This window comes from Methylobacterium sp. Leaf469 (assembly GCF_001424745.1).
GTDB lineage: Bacteria > Pseudomonadota > Alphaproteobacteria > Rhizobiales > Beijerinckiaceae > Methylobacterium.
Genome location: NZ_LMRE01000034.1, coordinates 136,826 through 159,030, shown reverse-complemented (window position 1 = coordinate 159,030; position 22,205 = coordinate 136,826). Strand labels below are relative to the sequence as shown.

The following is a 22,205-nucleotide window of genomic DNA, read 5'->3' as shown; positions in this document are numbered from 1 at the left end:
GCGCGAGGGCGCGGCCCCTCACGTGGCCGGCACTTTCGCGAGGGGCGCGACGACGGCGCTGCGGAAGGCGCGCAGGAGGTCGACGTCGAGTTTCGGACCCATGTCCCGCATGATCTCGTGCGCCTCCTCGTGAGGCAGCGGATCGCGGTAGGCCCGCCGCTCCGTCAGGGCGGAATGGATGTCGCAGATGGTGACGAGGCGCACGAGGTCGGGAATCTCGTGCGCCGACAGGCCGTCCGGATACCCGCTGCCGTCGAGCATCTCGTGGTGGTGTCGCACCACGGCGAGCATGTTCGCGTCGAACCCCCCCTGCGCTTCCAGGAGATTGGCGCCGACGGAGGGATGGGTGCGCATCACCGCCATCTCGTCGGGGCTGAGCCGGCCGGGCTTGTTGAGGATCGCCAGGGGGATCCGTGATTTTCCGATATCGTGCAGCAGGGCGGCGCGGGCCAGACGCATCTGGTCGGCCCGGGCGAGCTTCAACCCGCCCGCGAAGGCGGCGGCATAGCCGGCCACGCTCAGGGAGTGCTGGTAGAGTTGCTGGTCGTAACTGCCGATGACCTCGAGCCAGGTCCGGATGCCGCATTCGGAGATCGTTTCGAGGATCACCTCGGTGCCGGCATCGACGGCGGCAGGGGAGACGGCTTCACCGCGGCGTGCCGCATCGAAGGCCTCGCCCACGGCGCGATTGGCCAGATCGGCCTTGGCGGTGAAGCGGGCCGTGCGGTCGAAAGCCCGTGTCCGGGCGGTCTGGACGACATCCATGAGACTGAAGACCGCCGCGAGCACGGTCTTGCGCGGCGTGTCGGTGGGCAGGAACCGCGTCGGGGCCGGGCGCGTCGTCATGGGCTGGAGGGCGAGTTGCAGGCTCGGGATACGCAGGCCATGCAGGCGGGCGACCCAGGCCTCGGCCGCCGCCTCATCGCGGCTGACGTCCACCACCGCGAGCAGGGGGCGTTGCGCCGGCATTCCCGCCCCGGCCGCGATCTGCCGGCAGGCGACGACGGTGTCGATCGCCTGCACGAGGAGACCCGCCTGCTCCGGGCGGTCCGAGATGACGAGAACGGAGGATTCCTGTGTCACGCGTGCGTCCGCTCGCAATGGCGCACGTTCCAGTCCCGAAACGGGCGAACTGTCACCTCTATCAATATCATTATCGAACACTTCACTACAAAATGTTTCACGCGCCCGGGTTTTCGCGTTGGGGCAAGCGAAGGCCGGGCCAGGGCTTGTGCTGGCCCGGTCCGCTTCCCACGGCCCCCGGCGATCCGCTGCCGGCGCGGCAGGCTTGCCGGGTCCTTACCCCCATGCCACATGCCCGGCTCGATCGCGGCGGGGACGAGCACGGATGGTGGAGCGGATCTTCGAGCGGGTGCGGTTCGCGAGCCAGTGGCTTCTCGCCCCGTTCTACGCGGCCCTCGGCATCGGCATCGTGGTGTTGCTGGTCAAGCTCCTCCAGGAGCTTGCCCATTTCGTCCTGCACATGTGGGACGCCACCGAATCGCAGGTGGTGCTCGGCGTCCCGACCATGGTCGACCTCTCGCTGACGGCCTCGCTGCTCATCATCGTCATGTTCTCCGGCTACGAGAACTTCGTCTCGAAGATCGACCATGCGGACCACAAGGACTGGCCCGCCTGGATGGGCACCATCGACTTCACCGGGCTCAAGCTGAAGCTCGTCTCCTCCATCGTGGCCATCTCGGCGATCTCGCTGCTGAAGGCGTTCATGGACCTGAAGGCGATGAGCGATCGCGACTTGTACTGGCTGGTGGGCATTCACATGGTCTTCGTGGTCTCGGGTCTGCTCATGGCCCTCACCGACCGAACCATCGCCGGGCACCACGAGTGGTGAACCGGGCGAGCGCCCCACGGACTGGTTCCTGGAGTGCTTCATGGACCGGCACTTGAACCGGCGCGAGGCGGTGGCGGCCGCCCTGCTGCGCCTCGCGCCGCGCCTGCCCGAATTCGAGGCCGGCGCGATCCTCGACCGGGCACTGGCGAGTCCCGGTCTGCGCGGGGCGGCTCCGGAGACGGCCGCTTGGCTCTGCCTCGTGGCCTATGGCCGGCACGTCTTCACCGACTACGATGCCCTCCTGGACGACGGCTACGATCGCGACAGCGCGCGCCACTTCGTGCTCGACGATCTCAATGCGGCCCTGGGAGCCTGGGGCGTGCGCCGGCTGATCTCCGAGGAGGAAACCGACCGGGAAACGGACGGCGAGGGCTGACGTCGGTCGCGGGCTTGTGCCGTGCCGGCCCTCGCGGCAGTCTCGCGTGGGCAGGCGGTCTCGCGTGGGAAACGCCGGACCTGGGCCGGCGGGCGGAGGCCGGGATTCATGGGGCTTGGTGAATGCGATATTCCGGAGAAGCAGATCGGCACCCGGACGAATCTATCCGTGGCGTCGGTTTGAGGCGGATGCGCATCGCCGCCGCCGTCCTGCTCCTCGCAGCGGGCACCGCCGAGGCACAGGAGCCGGCCCGGTCCGCCGAAGTACCACCCGGCGCCTCGGCCGATTCGGCGGCCTGCACGGGCTTCGACTGGGCGCTCCTGCGCGAGCAGGCGTGGTTCGCGGCGCCCGGCCTGCCGCAGGTGGCGAGCGGCGGCACCCTGCCGGTGGGGATGCCGGGCGCCCTGCTCGGTCTGAAGCCGCAGGCGGAGGTCGCACCGCCGTTTCCGCCCTCCCGCGAAGCGAAGCCCGGGACCTATGGCGGCGTGCTGACCGTTCCAGCTCCGGTCACGCCGGGCCTGTATCAGGTCACCTTGTCCGACCGCGCCTGGATCGATGTCAGCCAGGATGGCAAGACCCCGCGGTCCCCGGTGGCCCACACCATGCGACCGGGTTGCGCGGTCCTCGCCAAGAGCGTTCGCTTCCAGCTCGGCGCCGTGCCCATCACCATCGTGGTGAGCGGGGCCGAGGCCGATACGATCCGCATCGCCGTCGCGCCCGCCGAGTGAACGTCCCGCGCCGCCCCTCGATCGGATGTCGGTTTCCGGCCCGCGTGCCGCGGCGCGCCGAAGGTTTTGTCGCGCACACGCGGTCGCGCCGCCGCCGCCGATGGGCTAGCCTCGCGAACCCACCCTTCATTCCCGTGCCTGGAGCGTAAGCCCCTGTCCCTTCGCCGGTCCCTTCGTCCGATCCGCCTCGCGACCCTCGCGATCCTCGCCCTCGGCACGGCCGCGCAGGCTCAGGATCGGGGAACCCTCGACCCGAAGCCCCTGCCGCCCCTCGCCGATCCCGACGCGCCCGGCACCCCCGCCAAGGCCCTGTTCGGCCGGGCGACATCGCCGGCGCCCGGCCCCGCGCATGCGTACGGCTCCTATGCCAAGGGCTGTTTCTCGGGTGGCGAAGCCCTGGCGGTGGACGGGCCGACCTGGCAGGTGATGCGCCTGTCGCGCAATCGCATGTGGGGCACCCCGCCCCTGGTGGACTTCCTGGAGCGGCTGGCCGCCAAGGCGCCGCGGGTCGGCTGGCCCGGCCTCCTCGTCGGCGACATGTCGCAGCCGCGCGGCGGCCCGATGCTGACCGGCCACGCCTCGCACCAGCTCGGTCTCGATGCCGACATCTGGCTGACCCCGATGCCGGACCACCGCATGAGCCGGCGCGAGCGCGAAGAGACCTCCGCCACCAACGTCGTCCGGGCCGACCGCCTCGACATCGACCCGGGGGTGTGGGCGCCCGAGCACCTAAAGCTCATCCGCCTCACGGCGCAGCAGCCCGAGGTGGCGCGCCTGTTCGTCAATCCGGCGATCAAGAAGGCCCTGTGCCGCGAGGCCGGTGGCGACCGTTCCTGGCTGTCCAAGGTGCGGCCCATGTACGGGCACAACTACCACTACCACATCCGCCTCGCCTGCCCGGCGGGGCAGGACCAGTGCGGCGACCAGGCCCCACCGCCCGGCGGCGACGGCTGCGGCGAGGAGCTCGCCTACTGGTTCAGCGATGCGGTGCTGAACCCACCGAAATCGACGAAGCCCGGTAAGCCCCGGCCGCCGATGACCATGGCGGCGCTGCCGGCGGCGTGCCGGGCTGTGCTCAAGGCACGCTGAGGCCTCGGTGTGGCCGTCGAACCGGCGCGCCACCTTCCCAAAGTCACGCCCCGGTCCAGTTAAGGCGCCATGCTCAACGATCGTCGCCTCGCGCAGCGCGCCCTGCGCCGCCCCGACCATCCCAGTCCGATGGTCGATCGGCCCGGCTTGCGTAAGATCCTGAGCTGGAATCTCCTGCGGCGCACGGGGGCCAACGTCGCCGTGCTCGCCACCCTGATCGAGCGCGAGAAACCCGACCTCGTGCTCATGCAGGAGGCTACGAAGGAGATCGCCGGGCTGAAGGACCGGCTGGGGGGGGATTATGCTTGGGCACCCCTGCCGGGCCGAATCCATGGACCGGCTCTTTGGAGCCCGACGCCGTTCATCGCTCCACCGATCATCGTCGAACTGCCGTCGGGGGCGATGTTCGACCGGGTCTGCCAGATCCTCGACCTCGGCGGGTTCGGCGTCGCCAATGTGCACCTCTCCCACGGACAGATGCTGAACCGGCGTCAGTTGCGCCGGATTGCCGAGAACCTACCGGATTGCGCGGCGGTGATTGGCGACTACAACCTCGTCGGCCCGCCCATGCTGGCCGGGTTCCGGGATGTCGGGCCGCGCCTTCCGACCCATGCGATGGCTCGACTGGTTCCCCTGCGACTCGACCGCTGCCTCGTGCGTGGGCTCACCTGCCACGCCTCGGCGGTCCTGCCGCGCGGCCCCTCGGACCACCGCCCCATCATCGTCCACCTGGCGCCCACCCCCCTGCAGGCGCGGCGGCCGGACCGCGACGCCGCACGGAGCTCGTTCGATCGGTTCGCGATGCGGATCTCGGCGTCCCTTAGGGGCCGCGCGCGCCGGCCCTAGCCAGGCTGGATCACAGGTACGGCAGGGCCAATCGGACGCCCGCATCCCGCAGCCGCACGGGCAAGGCGCGCGCAGCCAGATGCTCGCGCGTCAGGCGGACCTCCATCTTGGCGCGCATGATGGCGTCGAGGGCCTCCGCGAGATCGGGATCGTACAGCTCGACGTTCACCTCGAAGTTGAGGCGAAAGCTGCGCATGTCCCAGTTGGCCGAGCCGATGAAGCACCACGTCCCGTCGACGACGAGGAGCTTCGAATGGTCGAAGGGCGGTGCGTCGAGCCAGATCCGGACCCCGCTGCGCAAGAGCGGATCGACATGCGCCCGCGTCGCCCAATCCACGAAGCGGTGGTCGCTGACCTTCGGGATGACGATGTCGACGCGGATGCCCCGGTTGGCCGCGAGGCAGAGGGCGCTGGTCAGGATCTCGTTCGGTAGGAAGTAGGGTGTCGAGAGGCGGATGCTGCGTGTGGCGCAGGCCACGGCCTGGAGGATCACGAGCTCGATCTTGCGCAGGTCCGCGTCCGGTCCCGAGGTGACGACCCGCGCCGGGATGGTACCGGCCGGTGCGAGGCGTGGGAACCATGCCTCGCCGGTCAGGTCCTCGCCCGCCACGAAGATCCAGTCGCTGGCGAACGCCGCCGCCAGCTGGTCGACCACCGGCCCTTCGAGACGGAAATGCGTGTCGCGGATCGGATGGGGCGGGGCCTGCGAAACCCGGTTGCCGTCGGCGATGTTGAGGCCGCCGGTGAAGGCGGTCCGGCCATCGAGGATGAGGAGCTTCTTGTGGGTCCGCATGTTGAGGAACGGCATGCGCCAAGGCAGGGCCGAGTGCATGAATCGGCCCGCCGGCACGCCGGCCCGTTGCAGGCGCCGAGTGATGCCGGGTGGAAAGTAGCCGCCGCCGATGCCGTCGATGATCACCCGAACGGCGATGCCGCGTCCATGCGCCTCGATGAGGGCGTCGCAGAAGGCCCGGCCCGTCGCGTCGTCGCGGAAGATGTAGCTTGAGAGCGCCACCGAGGCCCGAGCCGCGGCGATCTCCGCCAGCATGACCGGATAGGCGGCGTCGCCGTTGCGCAGCACGGTGACGGAATTGCCAGGCCGCAGGGGCAGCCGGGTGATCAGCCGTACGGCGTGGTCGAGGGGCCCGAAGGCTTGGGGCAGAGGCGGCGGTGTTGGATCGTCGTCGGACGAGACGGCGGACCCGGCGGCTTGTGTGGGCCGGATGCGCAGCTTGTGCGCCCGGCGCGTCACCCGGTTGACGCCGAACAGGGCGTAGAGCCCGGCCCCGAACATCGGCGAGAGCCAGGCGAGACCGATCCAGCCGATGGCGCCCCCGACCTCGCGCTTGCGCAGCAGCACATGCATGGTCACGACGACGGACAGGCCGAGCCCGAGGACGGCGAAGACTTCGGACCGGATCGACAGCATGTCGCCAATCCATCTCAGTAGGGCCTGTTCCAACGCCGTTCCTCATCCCACGATCGGAGGTGGGATACGAGAAACGTCCGGCCGCTCCAAACGCCCCGTCAGGGCCGGGCGAGATCGGCGAGCAGGCTCGATGCCACCGTCGCCTTGGACACCGTGAGGCCCGAGGCCGCGATGGCTTCGACGGCCCTGCGGATGCGGGTGAGGGCGGGGCCACGCGCGGCGCTCCAGGCCTCGACGGCCTCCGGCCCCGTTCCGACATCGGCCACCACCTCAGCCGTGAGGCGGCGGTGGGCGGTGGAGAGTCCGGAGATCGCCCGCTCCAGGGCGACCCGGTCGAAGGTGTCGTCCACGGGGACCTTCCGCGCGGCGGCCACGAGATCGTCGAGGCTGAAATGCCGGGCGAGGGCGAAATGCGTCGCCGCGATGCCGGCGACCGGCTGCCCGCCATCCTCCGCCACTCGGACGATGTCCGGGCCGGCGGCCAGCGCTGCCAGGGAGGCGAGGCGTCGGGCGGCCTCGGGAGGTAGGCCGTGTCCGACGAGTTCCGCCTGCCGGGCGTCGAGGGCGCCCTTCGCCTCCGGGCCGAGGATCTCGGGCAGCGCGGCCATCACGGCGGCGATGCCTTCGCGGTAGCGTGCCACCAGGGGGGCGACGCTGCCCGAGAGGTCGAGGTTGCGGATGAACCAGACGATGCGGCCCGTCAGCAGATCCTGCACATCGGCGTAGAGGTCGAGTTGGGCCTGTCCCGGCACGGCGCCGGCGAGCCCGTCGATGGCGAGATTCAGCTCCATCAGGCCGAAGGCGTCGCGGGTCACCGCGTAGGCCTTGGCGATGGTGGCCGCGTCGGCCCCGGTCTCGTCGATGAGGCGGGTGACGAGGGAGGGACCGCCCCGGTTGACGATGATGTTGGAGAGCGCCGTGGCGATGATCTCGCGGCGCAGGCGGTGGCCCTTTACCGCGTCGGGGAACTGCCGGCGCAGGGCTTGCGGGAAGTAGCGCTGCAGTTCGCGGTCGAAATACGGGTCGTTCGGCACCGGGCTCGCCAGGATCGCGTCGTAGAGCGACAGCTTGGCGTAGGCCAGAATCACGGCGTATTCCGGCCGCGTCAGACCCTCGCCCCGGCGCATGCGCTCGGCGATGGCGGCATCGTCGGGCAGGAACTCCACGGCCCGGTCGAGGCGACCTTCGGCCTCCAGGGACTGGAGGGTGCGAACCGCGAAGCCGGTCTCGCCGACGCCGCGGCGCAGGGCAAGCGACAAGGCCAGGGTCTGGAGCTCGTTGTTGCGCAGGACCAGGGCCGCGACCTCGTCGGTCATGCCGACGAGGAGCGCGTTGCGGGCGGCCGCGTCGAGGCGTCCGTCGCGCTCCGGCATCATCAGGGCGATCTTGATGTTCACCTCGACGTCGGAGGTGTTCACCCCGGCCGAATTGTCGATGGCGTCGGTGTTGAGGCGGATTCCGGCCCGCGCCGCCTCGATCCGCCCGCGCTGGGTCAGGCCGAGATTGGCGCCCTCGCCGACGACCCTGACACGCAGGACCGAACCGGTGATGCGCACGGCGTCGTTGGCCCGGTCGCCGGCCTCCTCGTCGGTCTCGGAGCCGGCGCGGACATAGGTGCCGATGCCGCCGAACCACAGGAGGTCGACGGGGGCCTTGAGGATCGCCTGCATCACCTCGGCCGGCGTCGCCTCGGCGCGTTCGAACCCCAGCACGGCCTGGATCTCCGGCGAGAGGGGGATCGTCTTCAGGCTGCGGGAAAACACGCCGCCGCCGGTCGAGATCAGCCCGGTGTCGTAGTCGCGCCAGCTCGAACGCCCGAGGTCGAACAGACGCTGGCGCTCGGCGAAGCTCGCGGCCGGATCGGGCGCGGGGTCGAGGAAGATGTCGCGGTGGTCGAAGGCCGCGACGAGCCGGAGGCTCCGCGACAGCAGCATGCCGTTGCCGAACACGTCGCCCGACATGTCGCCGACGCCCACGACGGTGACCGGGTCGGCCTGGACGTCGACATCCATCTCGCGGAAGTGGCGCTTGACCGCTTCCCAGGCGCCCCGCGCGGTGATGCCCATGCGCTTGTGGTCGTAACCCTGGCTGCCGCCCGAGGCGAAGGCGTCGCCGAGCCAGTGGCCGCGCTCCAGGGAGAGGGCGTTGGCGATGTCCGAGAAGGTGGCGGTGCCCTTGTCGGCCGCCACCACGAGGTAGGCGTCGTCGGAATCGTGGCGCACCGTGTCGGCCGGCGGCCGGATCGCATCGTCGACGATGTTGTCGGTGAGTTCCAGCAGGGTGCGGATGAAGACGCGGTAGCTCTCTGTGCCTTCCGCGAGCCAGGCTTCGCGGTCGGAGGCCGGCGGCAGGCGCTTGGGGAAGAAGCCGCCCTTGGCGCCCACCGGCACGATGACGGCGTTCTTGACCTGCTGGGCCTTCACCAAGCCCAGGATCTCGGTCCGAAAATCCTCCGGCCGGTCGGACCAGCGCAGGCCGCCGCGGGCCACGTAGCCGTAGCGCAGGTGCACGCCCTCCAGGCGCGGCGCGTAGACGAAGATCTCGAAGAACGGGCGTGGCAGGGGCATGCCGTTCACCTTGGCGCAGGCGAACTTGAACGCGATGGTTTCGCGCATCCCGCCGTCGTCGTGGCGTTGGAAGAAGTTCGTCCGTACGGCGGCTTCGACCAGATTGACGAAGCGGCGCAGGATTCGGTCTTCGTCCAGACTGGTGACCTCGCCCAGCGCCGTCTCGATCTCCGCCCGGATGGCGGCTTCGCGTGCCGTGCGGTCCTTCCCGGCCTCCTCTTGTCCCGCCGGATCGAACCGGGCGTGGAACAGGGCGACGATCCGGCCGGCGATGGCCGGATGCAGGCTGAGGGTCGCGGCGAGGTAATCCTGCCCGTAGCGGATTCGCAGCTGGCGCAGGTAGCGCCCGAGGCCGCGCAGGAGGGCGACATCGCGCCAGCCGAGGTCGCCCTCCAGCACGAGGCGGTTGTAGCCGTCTGAGTCCGCTTCGCCCGCCGCGATGGCGAGGAGTGCGGCTTCCAGGGGGGCTTCCAGCCGGTCCCGGTCGATGGGCGCCCCGGTGGCCCGCTCCAGCAGCATGTCGTGGAGCCAGACCTGCGCGGCGTCCGGCCCGTCCCCGGTGCGGACGCGGTAGGTGCGCTCGTTGATCACCCGGAAGCCGAGATTTTCCAGAGCCGGCACCCGGTCGGACAGGGAGAGCGATGCCCCCCGCGAAAACACCTTGAGGCGTATCTGGTGAGCCGGGTCGGTGTCGCGCCGGCCGATATCGACGGCGCGCGGGCGCGCTTCGCTCAGGGCTTCGAGGATGGCGATGTCGGCGATGGCGACGGCGGGCGCGAAGTTTTCGCGATACGCGGCCGAGAACGCGTCTGTGTAGCGGGCGGCCAGCGCCCGGGCCTGCCGGCCGGGCATCGCCTCCGCGAGGGCGAGACGCAGGTCGTCGCTCCAGGTTCGCACCAGGGCGCCGATCCCCGCCTCCAGGGTGGCGGGGTCGCGCTCGGCCGCGCCGTCCTCGGGCAGGCCGATGATGTAGTGGGTCCGGGCGAGCGGGCCTTCGGGGAAGTCCGGATAGGCCGCCGAGAGCCGGCCGCCGTATTCCCTGGCGAGGTAGGCGCCGACGCGCAGGCGGACCTGTGAATCGTAGCGGTCCTTCGGCACGTAGACGAGGAGCGAGACGAAGCGGCCGAAGCGGTCGGGCCGGGACAGGACGCGGATGCGCGGCCCTTCCGCGAGGCTGCCGATGGCGAGTGTGAAGCGGTAGAGGCGATCGACGGTGATCTGGAACAGGTCGTCGCGGGGATAGGTCTCCAGGACGTTGAGCAGGCTGCGTCCGGCGTGGCTCGTCGGGTCGAGGCCGGCCTTCGCGACCACGGCGGCGACCTTTTCGCGGAGGTAGGGGACTTCGCGTGCCAGGGCGGTGTAGGCGGCGGCCGTGAACAGGCCGACGAGGCGGACTTCGCCGGACAAGGTCCCGTCCGGGGAAAACAGCTTGACCCCGACATAGTCGAGATGGGCGGCGCGGTGGACCCGCGACTTCACGCTCGCCTTGGTGACGAGGAGCGCCTGCGGTTCTTCGAGGAAGGCGCGGATCTCGGGCGTGTCGTCGGCGAGCGTCCGTCCGCGCCGCAGGACTTCGACGGCGGGGTCGCGCAGGACGCCCCGGTTGGCCTCCGGCACCACCGCATGGGTGCCGCCGGTGAGGTCGTACTCGCGCAGGCCCAGCAGCGTGAAGTGGCCATCGCGTAGCCATTCGAGGAAGGCGTGCGCCTCCCGGACTTCAGCCCCCGGCAGGGATGTCCGTCCCGTCGCGTAATCCTGTGCCAGGGCGGCGAGGCGCGCCAGCATGGCGTCTCCATCGTCCGTCGCGCGGGCGACATCGCGGAACACGGCCGTGAGGCCGGCCTCGAGGCGGTCGCGGGCCTCGCCGGCATCGAGACGGTCGAGGTGGAGATGGATGAAGCTCTCGCGCGTGAAGGCCGCGTGGGCGTCCGCCGTGGTCTCGCCGACCACCCGCACGAGGTCGCCGTCCGCGTCGCGCTCCACGCCGAGGATCGGGTGGGCGACGAGGTGCGGTGTCAGCCCCTGTTCGGTCAACTCGGCGAGCGTCGAGTCGAGGAGGAACGGCCGGTTGTCGTTGACCACTTCGACGACGGTGAGTTCACGTGGCCGGCCGTCCCGGTCGACGGTCAGATCGGACAGGCGCAGGTCCGACGGGGCGCCGGCCCTGCGGGGCGCGGCCAGATGCTGACGGGCGGCCAGCGCCAGATCGGCCAGGGCGTCCGGTGTATAGGGCGCCAGATCCTCCGGCGAGGTGCGCCCGAACAGGTCGCGCACGAATCCGCCCGGGCCGTCCCGCCGATCCACGACGGCGGCCGCAGCCGTCAGGAGGTCGTCGCGGATCGAGCGCGCCTGGGCACTGGCCAGGGCCGTGGCTGCTTCGCTGCCCATGATCGTCGATCCTTTCACGCGCTCGAACCATCCTCGCACCTCCGCGTGACAGGCGGACGGGCGTCGAGTTGCGGTCAACCGGGCCGATCTTGGCCGGAGGCGGCGGATCATGCGCAGGGTCGGCAGCCGGTATCAATCGGTCCCGGTGGGCGCCCGCATGACGTTGGGGCTGCGGTGTCAGTCCCCCTGCCGGGGCCGGGGGCGGACGGGCCGGCTGACGAAGCGCGATCCCGCGACGAGGAAGCGCCAGGGCGTCTCGACGGCGCGGGTGAGGCCGATGCGGCCGCAGGCCACCACCGTGCCGGCCGGCGCGCCGAAGGCGAGGTGGAACGGCGCACGGTCCAGTGGAACGCCGTCCTGCGCGTCCGTCACGCCGAGCGCCTGGCACAAACGGCCCGGTCCGGCGCAGAGCCGGCGCGGATCGTCGAGGCCGCGCCGTGCCGCCATCGTCGCCGGATCGTACCGCGGCTCGAGGGCGCGCAGGAGCACGGCGCTGCCCGGTTCGCAGACGAGGTTGAGGCACCAGTGCAGGCCGTAGGAGCGGTAAACGTAGGCGTGACCGGCGGGGCCGAACATGCTGGCGTTGCGCCGCGTCGGGCCGGCGAAGCTGTGCGAGGCCGGGTCGGTCCGGTCGTAGGCCTCCGTCTCCACGATGGGCCCGCCGACCCCGTCGACCCGCAACACGCAGCCGACGAGATCGCGCGCGACCTGCACCGCCGGCCGCGCGAAGAAGGCCGCCGGCAGCGCCGCTTCGGTCACGGGAGCTTCGCGCCCTTCGCCGCTTCGCGGGCGCGGGTGAAGGCCTCGGGGCCGAGATGGAGGGCGACGCGAATCGCTTCCTCGACGAAAGCCGGCGCCGTGAGGCCGGCGGCCTTGGCGGCGCGGGAGACGTCGAGGCCGAGCGCCAGATCGACGGGAATCGGCGTGGTGCGGGGCGGGGCCGCCATGGCGGCGGCCAGCGCCGCCGTCCCGGTGAGCCGGGCCGGGGCGGGCGGGCTCGGGATCGGCGCGGCCGAAACCGAGGCCGGAAGCGTGGTCGTGGTCGTCCCGGCGGCCGATCCGGCGGGGGCCGCCAGGGCCTGCCGACGTCCTTGTGCGGCGAGGCGGTCCGCCCGCTCGTTGCCGGCCTCGCCGGTGTGGCCGCGCACCCAGGTCCAGCGCACGTCACGCCGGGCCGCCAGGGTGTCGAGGGTCTGCATGAGATCGACGTTCTTGACCGGGCCGGTGCTCGTGCGCCAGCCCTTGGCCTTCCAGCCCTTCATCCATTCCGTCACCGACTTGATGACGTACTGGCTGTCGCAGCGCATCTCGAGGGCGGCCCCCTCGGGGAAGTGGGAGAGCGCGCTGATGGCGGCCGTCAATTCCATGCGGTTGTTGGTGGTGGAACGCTCGCCGCCGCACAGCTCGATGGTGCCGGTCTCGGCCTGGATCACCACGCCCCAGCCGCCGGGGCCGGGATTGGGGTCGCATCCGCCGTCGGCGTAGACGATGGTTCGCATGGGGGCTCGATCCGTTGGGCGGATGGGATTGGGGCGCCGCCCATAGCACGGGCCGCCCCCGCTCCGGCACCCCCGCCGGGCGGTTCGCTCAGCGCGGATTCTGCCAGGTGGTGGCGGGCTGGGTGGTGGCGGGCGGGCGCGGGGCCGTCACCGATCCCGTGGTCGCCGCGGCCGGGATCGGCCGGCGGGCTTCCTCGCCACGCTCGGCGACGTTCACGGGCCGGGCCTGCGCCGCCTGGCGCCGTGTGCGCACGGCCTTGGCCCGGCGGACGCGGCGGGGCCGAGCCCGCTCGGAATTGGAGCCGACGACGCCGCCCACCACCGCGCCGACCACGGCCCCGATGGGACCGCCGACCACGGCACCCGCGACGGCGCCCGTGCCGACGCCGACTACTGTGTTGCTCGCCGCCTGCACGGTCGCCGGCACCGCCAGCAGGCCGAGGAGCATCCCGCCCAAAACACGTTTCTTCATTGCTCGGACCTCTCCGACGGGGGCTGCCAGCGTCCGCCCCGGGGGGCGAGGCGGCGCGAAGAGGGCGCGTCGCCGGACGTGTCCCGATGTGGGACATCGGGTTCGAGAGGCTCGTGTGGCGCCTCACCGTGACCAAATCGGGGCCGGGTTCGGATGGGCGTCACGCTCGTATCCCTCCCGAAGCGTCGCCGGGTCGCTCAGTCGCCCATGCGCTGGAAGCTACAGGTGCCCAGGCCGGTATCGCGATAGCCCGCCGGGCAGTCCCCGACGCAGGTGCCGGCCGCGAACTTGAGCGGCGGCTCGCACAGGTGGGCGAAGCCGTCGTTCCGCCGCGCGGCCGGCGCCGAGTCCCGGTGCGCGCCCTGCACGGGCGTGCCGGCCGGCAACGCCGCCGCCAGTGTCAGGAGGGAAGCGAGGGCGAGGCGACGGGTCAGCGGGCGCTCCCTCCGGTCGGGCAACCGGCCGCGGTGCGTGGGCCGGAGCCCTCCGACCTCGCCCGGCGCATGGTGCCTCAGGCGGCGCAGTCGAGGAAGCCGGCGCGGATCGCCTCCGGGTCGAGCTTGCGCCCGATGAACACCACCCGCGACACGCGGGCCTCGCCGTCCTTCCACGGACCCTGGAGGTCGCCGTCGAGGATCTGGTGGACGCCCTGGAATACGAAGCGCTGGGGCTCCTCCGGGAACGCGACGATGCCCTTGCAGCGCAGGATGTCCGGCCCCTGCACCTGGGTCAGGGTCGAGATCCACGGCATGAACTTTTCGGGGTCCACCGGGCCGTCGATGCGGGCGGAGACCGACTGCATCTCGTCGTCGTGATGGTGATGGTGGCCCTCCTCGAGGAAGTCGGGCTCGATGTCGAGGATGCGCGACAGGTCGAAGGCGTTGCGGTCCAGCACCTGATCGAGGGGCACGTCGCAGCGGCTGGTGCGGTGAACCTTGGCGTAGGGGTTGATCGACCGGATCAGCCCCTCGACGCGGTCGAGGTCGGCCGGCTCGACGAGATCGGCCTTGTTCAACAGGATCACGTCCGCGAAGGCGATCTGATTCTTGGCCTCGGGGGCGTCCTTGAGCCGGTCGGCGAGCCATTTGGCGTCCGCCACCGTCACCACGGCGTCGAGGCGGGCGGCGCCGCCGACATCCTCGTCGATGAAGAAGGTCTGGGCGACGGGGGCTGGGTCGGCGAGGCCCGTGGTCTCGACGATGATCGCGTCGAACTTGCCGCGCCGCTTCACCAGGCCGTCCATGATGCGGATGAGGTCGCCGCGCACGGTGCAGCAGACGCAGCCGTTGTTCATCTCGAACACTTCCTCGTCGGCGCCGATGACGAGGTCGTTGTCGATGCCGATCTCGCCGAACTCGTTGACGATCACCGCGTAGCGCTTGCCGTGGTTCTCCGTGAGGATGCGGTTGAGGAGCGTGGTCTTGCCGGCCCCGAGATAGCCCGTGAGCACGGTCACGGGGATTTTTTGGGCGCCGGCGTTCGGGCTGTCGGAGTTCGGGCTTTCGGACATGGCGGCTCTTTTCGGGTTTCCGGGGACGGCTTTGGCCGGGTGTCGGGGTGTTATATTGTATCATCGCCTTGCGATGGAAGGCCGTCCCGGCTCGGCCGGCGCATTACTCCAGCCTTCGCTTCCTCGCTGCGGGCTGGTGGATCCATACATCGGCGAGAGCGCCGATCGCTCCGAGCGAGGTACGGGGGCTCCTCCTTCTCCCTTGTGGAGCGGGGGCGATGGGGTTCCGCCCGCCTCCGCAGGGAGACAGGCACACGCGGTCGCTCCCCACCGGCGAGGAGGGCCGCGTCGCGTTAAAATCCAGGAATGCGATCGTCTGCGAGGAGGTGAGGGAGTGCGCGAGGGTGGTATCCCGCCGTGCGAGGTCCGTAGCCTGGGGGAGGGACTGGAGGCGGCGCCCGCACTGTCGACGCGCCGTGTGGCGACGTTCGTCGCGGACATCCGAGGCTCGCTACCCCGCTGCCGAGGCCGCATGCGACCCGTGTCAGGCATGCTGAAGTTCGCTAGCATTCCTTCGAAGCCGACATTTACCGGTCGCTGTTCGACGTTGGCTCGGAGCGGCGAGGGGACCGAAGCACCATGCCCATTCGTGCCGGGAAAGACGCTTTGATTGGGGTCGGGCTCGCGTTCACCGCGGGGTTCGTGGACGCTGCCGCCTTCATCGCCCTGACCGGCCTCTTCACGGCGCATGTGACAGGCAACTTCGTTCTGATCGGTGCGGAATTGGTCTCCACCTCGACGGGCGTCCTCGCCAAGCTGCTCGCCCTACCGATGTTCATCCTCGCCGTGGCTGTGACGCGCCTGATCGCCTTGGCCCTGGAGAGAAGAGGATCGCCGCCGCTGCGCCCCTTGCTGGCGCTCGAAGCCACCGTCCTGATCGCCTTCGCCATAGCGGGCGTGGCCATGTCGCCGCTCGGCTCACCGGATGGCGCGAAGGCGATCGGCGTCGGCATGCTCGGTGTTGCCGCGATGGGCATTCAGAACGGCATCGGGCGTCTCGTGATCGGCCACCTGGCGGCGACGACGGTGATGACCGTGAACGTCACGCAGGCCGTGATCGACGTGACCGACCGCCTGTGCGGGGCGAAGCTCGATGAGCAGGTCAGCACCCGCCTGCGGCGTACGCTGTCCGCCGTGGCGGCCTTCGCGGCGGGCGCACTGGCGGGGGCCTTCGGGATCGCCGCCTTGTCCTTCTGGTGCGTGCTCGTGCCGGCCTTCGTCCTCATCGGGCTGCTGATGGTTCCCGACCGGAGATCAGGTTCGTGAGCAGATGTTTTGGGGCCGGACGTGTCGAACGGCCTTCGGCATGGCGCCCATCCGGGCATTTCAGATGACGTTCCATGCACCGCGGATGGCGGGTCGGCCACGCGAACCGGGGGGCTGGAAAAACCCTTCCCCACCCAGTGACAACCTCGAGGTTTCCACACAGCCCGGATTGGGAAGTACTGGTTGGGCAGACCCATAGGGGTGCATCGACACGCGGCGAACGTTCGTCTCGGCCATTCGAGCACGGCGCTCGCGTGCCGCCCCTTCCCGGAGAGAACGTATGTTCACGCACGTCATGATCGGCAGCAACGATCTGGAGCAGGCCCGTCGCTTCTACGACGCCACATTCGCCGCGCTGGGAGGCAAGCCCGGCGAGATGGATGCCAGGCGCAGGCTGATCTACGCCCATGAGGGGGGTCGACTGATGATCACGAAACCCATCGACGGCAAACCGGCGAGCGCGGCCAATGGCGGGACGATCGGTCTCGCCGCAGCGAGCCGCGAGCATGTTCTCGCGTGGCACCGGGCCGGCACCGAGCATGGCGGTGCCGCGATCGAGAGCCCGCCCGCAGAGCGCCCGAACGGGGCGTTCGTCGCTTACCTTCGCGATCCGGACGGAAACAAGCTCACCGCACGGACCCGGCGGGTGACGTGACGGAAACCGCGGTCATCCTTGCCTGTTTCGGCCTAGGGGCGAGGGGCGAGGGCTGACGTTGCGCCTCCGACAAGGGTCGGCAGTCGGTGCGGCGACCTCGGCTGCTGCTTCCCTCCCCTCTCGCTCGGGGCCGGACAGTCACGACCCCACCCGTCTCGAACGCTTCGAGCGGGTGCCATCCGTCAGGTTCGCGCCACTCGACCGGCACGGGGCGGCCGCAAGGCGTCGCACAGGGCGCCGAGGGTTTCCCGGAATCCCGTCGTGCCGGCGAGCACGCGTTCCAGGAGAAGCGCCCCCTCCAGGGTCGCCACCACCAGCCGGGCCGATGAGGCGGGGATCACGTCCGCCCGCACGCCGCCGTCGCGGAGCCCGTCGGCGAGGACAGCCTCCAGCCAAGCGATGTGCTTGTCGAAGAACCGGGTGACGGCGATGCGGACGGGCTCCGGCAGGGTGTCGCGCTCCACCGCCAGCACGGCGCACAGGCAGCCGAGGTCATCTTCGACGCCCCCGAGATAGAGCCGGCCATAGGCCTCGATCCGCGCGACCCCGTCGGTCGTCTGGGCCAGGATCGCCGCGAGGGCCGCGTCGTAGCGGGCGTCGTAGGCCCCCACCAGGGCGAGGGCGAGATCGGCCTTGGTCGGGAAATGGTGGTGGATGCTCGCCTTGCGGATACCCACCACCGCGGCCAGGTCGGCGTAGCTGAAGCCAGAATACCCCCGGCCCCGGATCAGGGGCTCGGCCTGGAGCAGCAGTTCCGCGCGCGTGTCTCTCATGGACGGGGCAAATCTCCTGGGCGAGCCGAATTTCCTGAGCGAGCCGAATTCCAGTGCGGCCCGAATTCCAGCGCGGCACTGGGACGAGGAATAATTCCGGTTTCGGGAGTGCGCGAGGAACGTGTCCGCGGGCAGGAAAAGAAAGGTCGCGAAAATGTGCCGTTGACGGCAGGATAAATCTACCTACTAAATGGTAGCCAAGAAAACAAGCGGAGGACGTCCCGTATGCCGGCCCAGGATGGCCTCGTGGATCCGCGCCCCGTTGCGCGAAGCCTTCGGTCGAACCGGCGCCAGGCCCTGCGCGGCGGGCTGGCCCTGTTCGGCGGCCTGTGCCTGTGCTGCCTGCCGACCCTCGGGCGCTCGGCGGAGGGGTTCGCCCTGGACGAGGTCGGCCCCGGCATCTTCATCCGGCGCGGGCCCGACGCCGAGGCGTCGCCCGACAACGACGACGCCATCGCCAATATCGGTTTCATCGTCGGCGAGACCTCCGTGCTGGTCACCGAATCCGGCGGGAGTCTCGCCGACGGGCAGTGGCTGCGCGGGCAGATCAGAGCCCGCACGGACAAGCCCATCAGCCACGTGGTGCTCACCCACGTCCATCCCGACCATTGCTTCGGGGCCGAGGCGTTCGCGGCGGACAAGCCGGTCTTCATCGGCCATCATGCCCTGCGCGCGGCCCTGGATGCGCGCGGCGACTATTACCGCACCCGCCTCGTCGAGATTCTGGGGCCCGAGAAGGCCGGGCGAGTGGTGTATCCGACCCTCGAAGTCGCGGATCGCGCCGAGATCGATCTCGGCGGGCGCCGGCTCACCTTCCACGCCCACGGGGTGGCGCACACCAATTGCGACCTCTCCATGCGGGATTCGGCCTCCGGCATCCTGTTTCCCGCCGACCTCCTGTTCGTCACCCGCATTCCGTCCCTCGACGGCAGCCTCGCCGGCTGGCTGAAGGAGGCGGAGGTGCTCAAAGCCATGGGGGCGACGAAGGCGGTGCCGGGCCACGGCCCGACCCTGGTGGAGTTCGCGCCCGCCCTGGCCGACCTGACCCGCTACCTCGCCACCCTGCGCGACGAGACCCGCAAGGCGCTGGCCGGCGACATGCCCATCGAGAAGGCGGTGGCCACCATCGGCCGGTCGGAGGCCGACAAGTGGGCGCTGTTCGACCTCTACAACGGCCGCAACGTGACCCAGGCCTTCAAGGAACTCGAATGGGAGTGATCCCGCCCCATGTTACCCTCAAGAGGAGACACGCCATGAAGCCGTTCACCGCCGCCCTCGCCCTGTCGCTCGCCGCGTCGCTCCCGGCCGCCGCCCTGTTGACCGGTCCCGTTCTCGCCGCCGGCGCCTCGGACACGGACGCCGAGCGTCAAGCGCGCTGGAACGAGATCCGCACCTCGATCTTCGGCGACAAGGCCGTGCAGCACACCGACACCCTGGTGAAAGTCGACGCCCCGGTCCGGGCGTTGGACGCCGCCCTGGTGCCCATCACCCTGACCATGCCGGAGAAGGACAAGGTCGCGGGCGTGTCCCTGGTGATCGACGACAACCCGTCGCCCTACGCGGCCAACATCACCTTCGGCCCCGCCGCCGATCCGGGCGAGATCAAGCTCCGGGTGCGGGTGAACAACTACACCAACGTCCACGCCGTGGTGCGGACCAAGGATGGCGGCCTGTTCGAGACGACGAAGTTCGTCAAAGCCTCCGGCGGCTGCTCGGCCCCCATGGGGATGAGCGACGAGGAGGCGATGAAGGGCATGGGCGACATGCGGATGAAGTTCGCCGAAGGGGCTCCCGGGGCCAAATCCACGGAGGCGACGCTGATGATCCGCCATCCGAACTTTTCCGGCATGCAGATGAACCAGGTGACCCGCGACTACACTCCGGCGCGCTACATCCAGAAGGTCGTGGTCTCGCAGGGCGGGCGCAACATCCTGACCCTGGACGGCGACATCTCCATCGCGTCGAACCCGGTGATCAACTTCGCGTTCCTGCCCGAGGGCCAGGCGCCCGTGACGGTGGTCGCCTCCGACAACCAGGACGGTCGCTGGCAGCACAGCTTCCCCGTGCCGGCCCCGAGCAACTGAGCGGGAGGCCCGGCATGATGTTCCTTCCTCGCCTCGCCGCCGCTGCCTTCCTCGCCCTCGGGACCATGGCGGCGGCCCCGGCCGATTCGCCCGTCAACGTGCCCGAGCCCGAGGGCTTCCACACCGGGCCGCAGCAGGGCTACACGCCGCCGACCCTGAAGGGCGCGGTGGTGCTCGACATCGACGGCCTCGACCGGGTGGTGGCCGAGGCCAAGCCCGTGCTGATCGACGTGGCCCTGGCGGACCGGCGCCCCGCCGGCATGGCCGCCGACAAGCCGTGGCTCCCGGCCCATCGCAGCATCCCCGGCGCCGTATGGATGCCCAGCGCCGGGGCCGCCCCCCTCGACCCCGCGCACGAAGCCCTGTTCCTCGCCCGCGTCGCGGAACTGACGGGCGGCGACAAGGCAAAGGCCATCGTCACCTTCTGCCGCCCCGATTGCTGGGGCAGCTGGAACGCCGGCAAGCGCCTCGTCCAGGCCGGCTACACCGGCGTGCACTGGTTCCCCACGGGGATCGAGGGCTGGCAGGAGACACACGAGACGACCGTGGTGAAGGAGGACCCGGCCTGGGCGGCGCGGGGCCGCAGCGAGGCCCAGCGCTAGGGCCTCGGCCCGTTCGACGGTGGGGGATCGTTCAGGCCGCTCGTGCGATGCCGCCGGCTGGCGTATGCTGCGCGCCAGGCACACGGGAGACCGGATTTGTACAAGGTCAAGGCGAACGATCACCTCGGACGGAGCGCGACCTTCGCGTGCGGCACCGCCGATCAGGCCCTCGAGAAGACCTGGGAACTGGCCCGGCGCGGCTTCAAGGACATCCTCGTCATCGATCCCAAGGGACAGGAATCGAGCGCCAGCGCCTTCGAGCGGACCATGGACCTCGATTGAGGGCCTACCGTCTCGAAGCGGTCCAGGGCCTCCGGACGTGGGTCATGGCTTCGAACGGACGGATTTCAAGCCGGGACCCTGTTCGCAGTTGACACCGGGCGGGTTGTGGCGGAAGAAAGGCGCGCGCACGGCGCCCCAAGTCTAGGGAGGGAACGCCCACCGAAGAGTGCGGGACGGCGACGCCATCGCCCGTCACCGCAGCGGGTGAGGCTCAGTGTTGTCCAAGTAATTTACATCACAAAGACCTTTCAAACTCTGCGCTTCGTTCGCGCGGGAGCGCGCGTTTCGTGCCGCGCGGGTGTATGACTCGTTCCACCTGTGCCCGCTTCCTTCTGGCGGGTGCCCTGCACCCGCGAGGGGTGCCCTGCGCCCGCCCTGCGGGGGCCGTGAGCCCGGTGGAGTCCGATGTCCCAAGTTGTCCAGTCGCGCCGCATCCGTGCCGTCGATCTCGCCAAGCGCAAGGCGGCGGGCGTCAAGATCATCGCGCTCACAGCCTATCACGCCCACACCGCCGGCATCCTCGATCCGCATTGCGACTTCATCCTGGTCGGCGATTCCCTCGGCATGGTGATGCACGGCATGGAATCGACCCTGCCGGTGACCCTGGAGATGATGATCGTCCAGGCCCAGGCCGTGATCCGGGGGACGTCGCGCGCCCTCGTGGTGGTGGACATGCCGTTCGGCTCCTACGAGGCGAGCCGCGAGCAGGCCTTCCTCAACGCCGCCCGCGTGCTGAAGGAGACGGGCGCCGGCGCCATCAAGATGGAAGGCGGCGCCAAGTTCGCCGACACGGTGGCCTTCTTGGTCGAGCGCGGCATTCCGGTCATGGGCCATATCGGCCTCACCCCCCAATCGGTGAACACCATGGGGGGCTTCCGGGTGCAGGGCCGCGAGGCCGACGGCGAGCAGCGCCTCCTGGCGGATGCCCGGGCCATCAGCGAGGCCGGCGCCTTCGCCATCGTTCTCGAAGGCATCGTCGAGCCCGTGGCCCGCGCCATCGCCACGGCGCCCGGCATCACGGCGGCCACCATCGGCATCGGCGCCAGCACGGCCTGCGACGGTCAGATCCTGGTGCTGGAGGACATGCTGGGCCTGAGCGACCGCGTCCCGAAATTCGTCAAGCAGTTCGGCTCCCTGCGCGCCCAGATCGAGGGCGCCGTGGCGGCCTATGCCGAGGAGGTCCGCGCCGGGCGCTTCCCCGCCGACGAGCACACCTATCCGCCAGCGTGACTGTACCCGCTTGCATGCCTCCGCCCGCGTGTCCCCGGTGCGACACCGCACGGGATCACCCCCGGGCGGACGCCGCGCGCTTACCATTCATCAACCGTTCGGTGTCCAGATTTCACCCTGACGCCCGATGCTTGAGAATCACGAAGGACACGACGTCATGAAGCGGACCCTCCTCGGCGTGGCCATGGCCGGCACGCTCCTCGTCACGATGACGCCCGGGGCGCAGGCCCGCGACGGCATCGGCCCCGGCGGCGCCGCGGCCCTCGGCGTGCTCGGCGGTCTCGCCATCGGGGGCGCCATCGCCTCCTCGCAGAACAACGGCTACTACCCCGGCCGCCCGGTCTACCGCGAGCCGCGCCCGGTCTATGTCGAGGAAGAGGTCTGCCACACGGAACGCCGTGGCTACATCGACGCCTACGGCGACGAGCACATCCGCCGCGTCCGCGTCTGCGAATGATTTTTGCGGGGCGGCGGGACCGGGGGTGAGCCCGGTCCACGCCCAGAACGGCTCATGCGACAGCCGCGAAGGTGGGCTCGGGATTGCCCGGTGGGGCACT

22 protein-coding genes are annotated in these 22,205 nt (G+C 70.4%); 13 read left to right on the top strand and 9 right to left on the bottom strand.

The window, feature by feature from the left end; translation table 11 throughout:
- Nucleotides 1–18: 18 nt before the first annotated feature.
- Nucleotides 19–1,083, bottom strand: a complete 1,065-nt coding sequence (locus tag ASG60_RS14815; RefSeq protein WP_056268037.1) for an HD domain-containing phosphohydrolase — start codon at nt 1,081–1,083, stop codon at nt 19–21.
- A 265-nt stretch (nt 1,084–1,348) separates the two neighbouring features.
- On the opposite strand from ASG60_RS14815, the gene ASG60_RS14810 reads away from it, so the two are divergent.
- The 5 genes from ASG60_RS14810 to ASG60_RS14790 all read left to right on the top strand — a co-directional run bounded on the left by ASG60_RS14810 (nt 1,349) and on the right by ASG60_RS14790 (nt 4,891).
- Nucleotides 1,349–1,852, top strand: a complete 504-nt coding sequence (locus ASG60_RS14810) for a TIGR00645 family protein (RefSeq protein WP_056386389.1) — start codon at nt 1,349–1,351, stop codon at nt 1,850–1,852.
- Between the two features lie 40 nt (nt 1,853–1,892).
- Nucleotides 1,893–2,228 carry a DUF2293 domain-containing protein gene (locus tag ASG60_RS14805; RefSeq protein WP_056305555.1) on the top strand — a complete coding sequence of 112 codons (336 nt, stop codon included), beginning with the start codon at nt 1,893–1,895 and terminating at the stop codon, nt 2,226–2,228.
- 188 nt (nt 2,229–2,416) lie between these two features.
- Nucleotides 2,417–2,956: a hypothetical protein gene (locus ASG60_RS14800; RefSeq protein WP_056305556.1), complete on the top strand. Its 540-nt coding sequence runs from the start codon at nt 2,417–2,419 to the stop codon at nt 2,954–2,956.
- 180 nt (nt 2,957–3,136) lie between these two features.
- Entirely contained in the window at nt 3,137–4,045 is a 909-nt protein-coding gene (gene mepA, locus ASG60_RS14795) for a penicillin-insensitive murein endopeptidase (RefSeq protein WP_156369016.1), read from the top strand.
- A 129-nt stretch (nt 4,046–4,174) separates the two neighbouring features.
- Nucleotides 4,175–4,891 (top strand): endonuclease/exonuclease/phosphatase family protein, encoded by a 717-nt coding sequence (locus ASG60_RS14790; protein WP_156398932.1) that lies wholly within the window; start codon nt 4,175–4,177, stop codon nt 4,889–4,891.
- A 10-nt stretch (nt 4,892–4,901) separates the two neighbouring features.
- On the opposite strand, the gene ASG60_RS14785 is transcribed toward ASG60_RS14790, so the two are convergent.
- From ASG60_RS14785 to ASG60_RS14755, 7 genes are all read right to left on the bottom strand, one after another.
- Nucleotides 4,902–6,353, bottom strand: coding sequence for a phospholipase D-like domain-containing protein (locus tag ASG60_RS14785; protein WP_056386387.1), 1,452 nt, complete (start codon nt 6,351–6,353; stop codon nt 4,902–4,904).
- Nucleotides 6,354–6,418: 65 nt separating this feature from the next.
- On the bottom strand, nt 6,419–11,275 hold the full coding sequence (locus tag ASG60_RS14780; RefSeq protein ID WP_056386386.1) for an NAD-glutamate dehydrogenase: 4,857 nt from the start codon (nt 11,273–11,275) through the stop codon (nt 6,419–6,421).
- A 177-nt stretch (nt 11,276–11,452) separates the two neighbouring features.
- Nucleotides 11,453–12,019, bottom strand: a complete 567-nt coding sequence (locus tag ASG60_RS14775; RefSeq protein WP_082531792.1) for a DNA-3-methyladenine glycosylase — start codon at nt 12,017–12,019, stop codon at nt 11,453–11,455.
- Nucleotides 12,020–12,030: 11 nt separating this feature from the next.
- Nucleotides 12,031–12,774, bottom strand: coding sequence for a ribonuclease HI (gene rnhA / locus ASG60_RS14770; protein ID WP_056386382.1), 744 nt, complete (start codon nt 12,772–12,774; stop codon nt 12,031–12,033).
- A gap of 88 nt (nt 12,775–12,862) precedes the next feature.
- The gene (locus ASG60_RS22885) at nt 12,863–13,246 is read right to left on the bottom strand and encodes a hypothetical protein (RefSeq protein WP_056360445.1); all 384 of its coding nucleotides are present in this window, start codon (nt 13,244–13,246) and stop codon (nt 12,863–12,865) included.
- Between the two features lie 197 nt (nt 13,247–13,443).
- Complete coding sequence (locus ASG60_RS14760; protein ID WP_056360443.1) at nt 13,444–13,704, bottom strand: hypothetical protein; 261 nt, start codon at nt 13,702–13,704, stop codon at nt 13,444–13,446.
- Between the two features lie 53 nt (nt 13,705–13,757).
- Nucleotides 13,758–14,756 (bottom strand): GTP-binding protein, encoded by a 999-nt coding sequence (locus ASG60_RS14755; RefSeq protein ID WP_056268056.1) that lies wholly within the window; start codon nt 14,754–14,756, stop codon nt 13,758–13,760.
- Nucleotides 14,757–15,335: 579 nt separating this feature from the next.
- Between ASG60_RS14755 and ASG60_RS14750 the strand changes: the two genes are divergently transcribed.
- A complete protein-coding gene (locus ASG60_RS14750; protein WP_056386381.1) occupies nt 15,336–16,022 on the top strand; it encodes a YoaK family protein in 687 nt (228 codons plus the stop codon).
- A 280-nt stretch (nt 16,023–16,302) separates the two neighbouring features.
- The gene (locus tag ASG60_RS14745) at nt 16,303–16,677 is read left to right on the top strand and encodes a VOC family protein (RefSeq protein WP_056386379.1); all 375 of its coding nucleotides are present in this window, start codon (nt 16,303–16,305) and stop codon (nt 16,675–16,677) included.
- Nucleotides 16,678–16,859: 182 nt separating this feature from the next.
- Here ASG60_RS14745 and ASG60_RS14740 read toward each other — a convergent pair whose 3' ends face one another.
- On the bottom strand, nt 16,860–17,450 hold the full coding sequence (locus ASG60_RS14740) for a TetR/AcrR family transcriptional regulator (protein WP_056176665.1): 591 nt from the start codon (nt 17,448–17,450) through the stop codon (nt 16,860–16,862).
- A 225-nt stretch (nt 17,451–17,675) separates the two neighbouring features.
- Between ASG60_RS14740 and ASG60_RS14735 the strand changes: the two genes are divergently transcribed.
- The 6 genes from ASG60_RS14735 (at nt 17,676) to ASG60_RS14710 (ending at nt 22,105) form a co-directional block, all read left to right on the top strand.
- The gene (locus ASG60_RS14735) at nt 17,676–18,668 is read left to right on the top strand and encodes a quinoprotein relay system zinc metallohydrolase 2 (protein WP_082531772.1); all 993 of its coding nucleotides are present in this window, start codon (nt 17,676–17,678) and stop codon (nt 18,666–18,668) included.
- Between the two features lie 35 nt (nt 18,669–18,703).
- The gene (locus tag ASG60_RS14730) at nt 18,704–19,534 is read left to right on the top strand and encodes a quinoprotein dehydrogenase-associated SoxYZ-like carrier (RefSeq protein ID WP_056386376.1); all 831 of its coding nucleotides are present in this window, start codon (nt 18,704–18,706) and stop codon (nt 19,532–19,534) included.
- Between the two features lie 14 nt (nt 19,535–19,548).
- On the top strand, nt 19,549–20,136 hold the full coding sequence (locus ASG60_RS14725; protein WP_056386372.1) for a rhodanese-like domain-containing protein: 588 nt from the start codon (nt 19,549–19,551) through the stop codon (nt 20,134–20,136).
- A 96-nt stretch (nt 20,137–20,232) separates the two neighbouring features.
- Nucleotides 20,233–20,418: a hypothetical protein gene (locus tag ASG60_RS14720; protein WP_056176674.1), complete on the top strand. Its 186-nt coding sequence runs from the start codon at nt 20,233–20,235 to the stop codon at nt 20,416–20,418.
- Nucleotides 20,419–20,823: 405 nt separating this feature from the next.
- The gene (gene panB / locus ASG60_RS14715) at nt 20,824–21,648 is read left to right on the top strand and encodes a 3-methyl-2-oxobutanoate hydroxymethyltransferase (protein WP_056176678.1); all 825 of its coding nucleotides are present in this window, start codon (nt 20,824–20,826) and stop codon (nt 21,646–21,648) included.
- 157 nt (nt 21,649–21,805) lie between these two features.
- The gene (locus ASG60_RS14710; RefSeq protein WP_056176681.1) at nt 21,806–22,105 is read left to right on the top strand and encodes a hypothetical protein; all 300 of its coding nucleotides are present in this window, start codon (nt 21,806–21,808) and stop codon (nt 22,103–22,105) included.
- Nucleotides 22,106–22,205 lie beyond the last annotated feature (100 nt).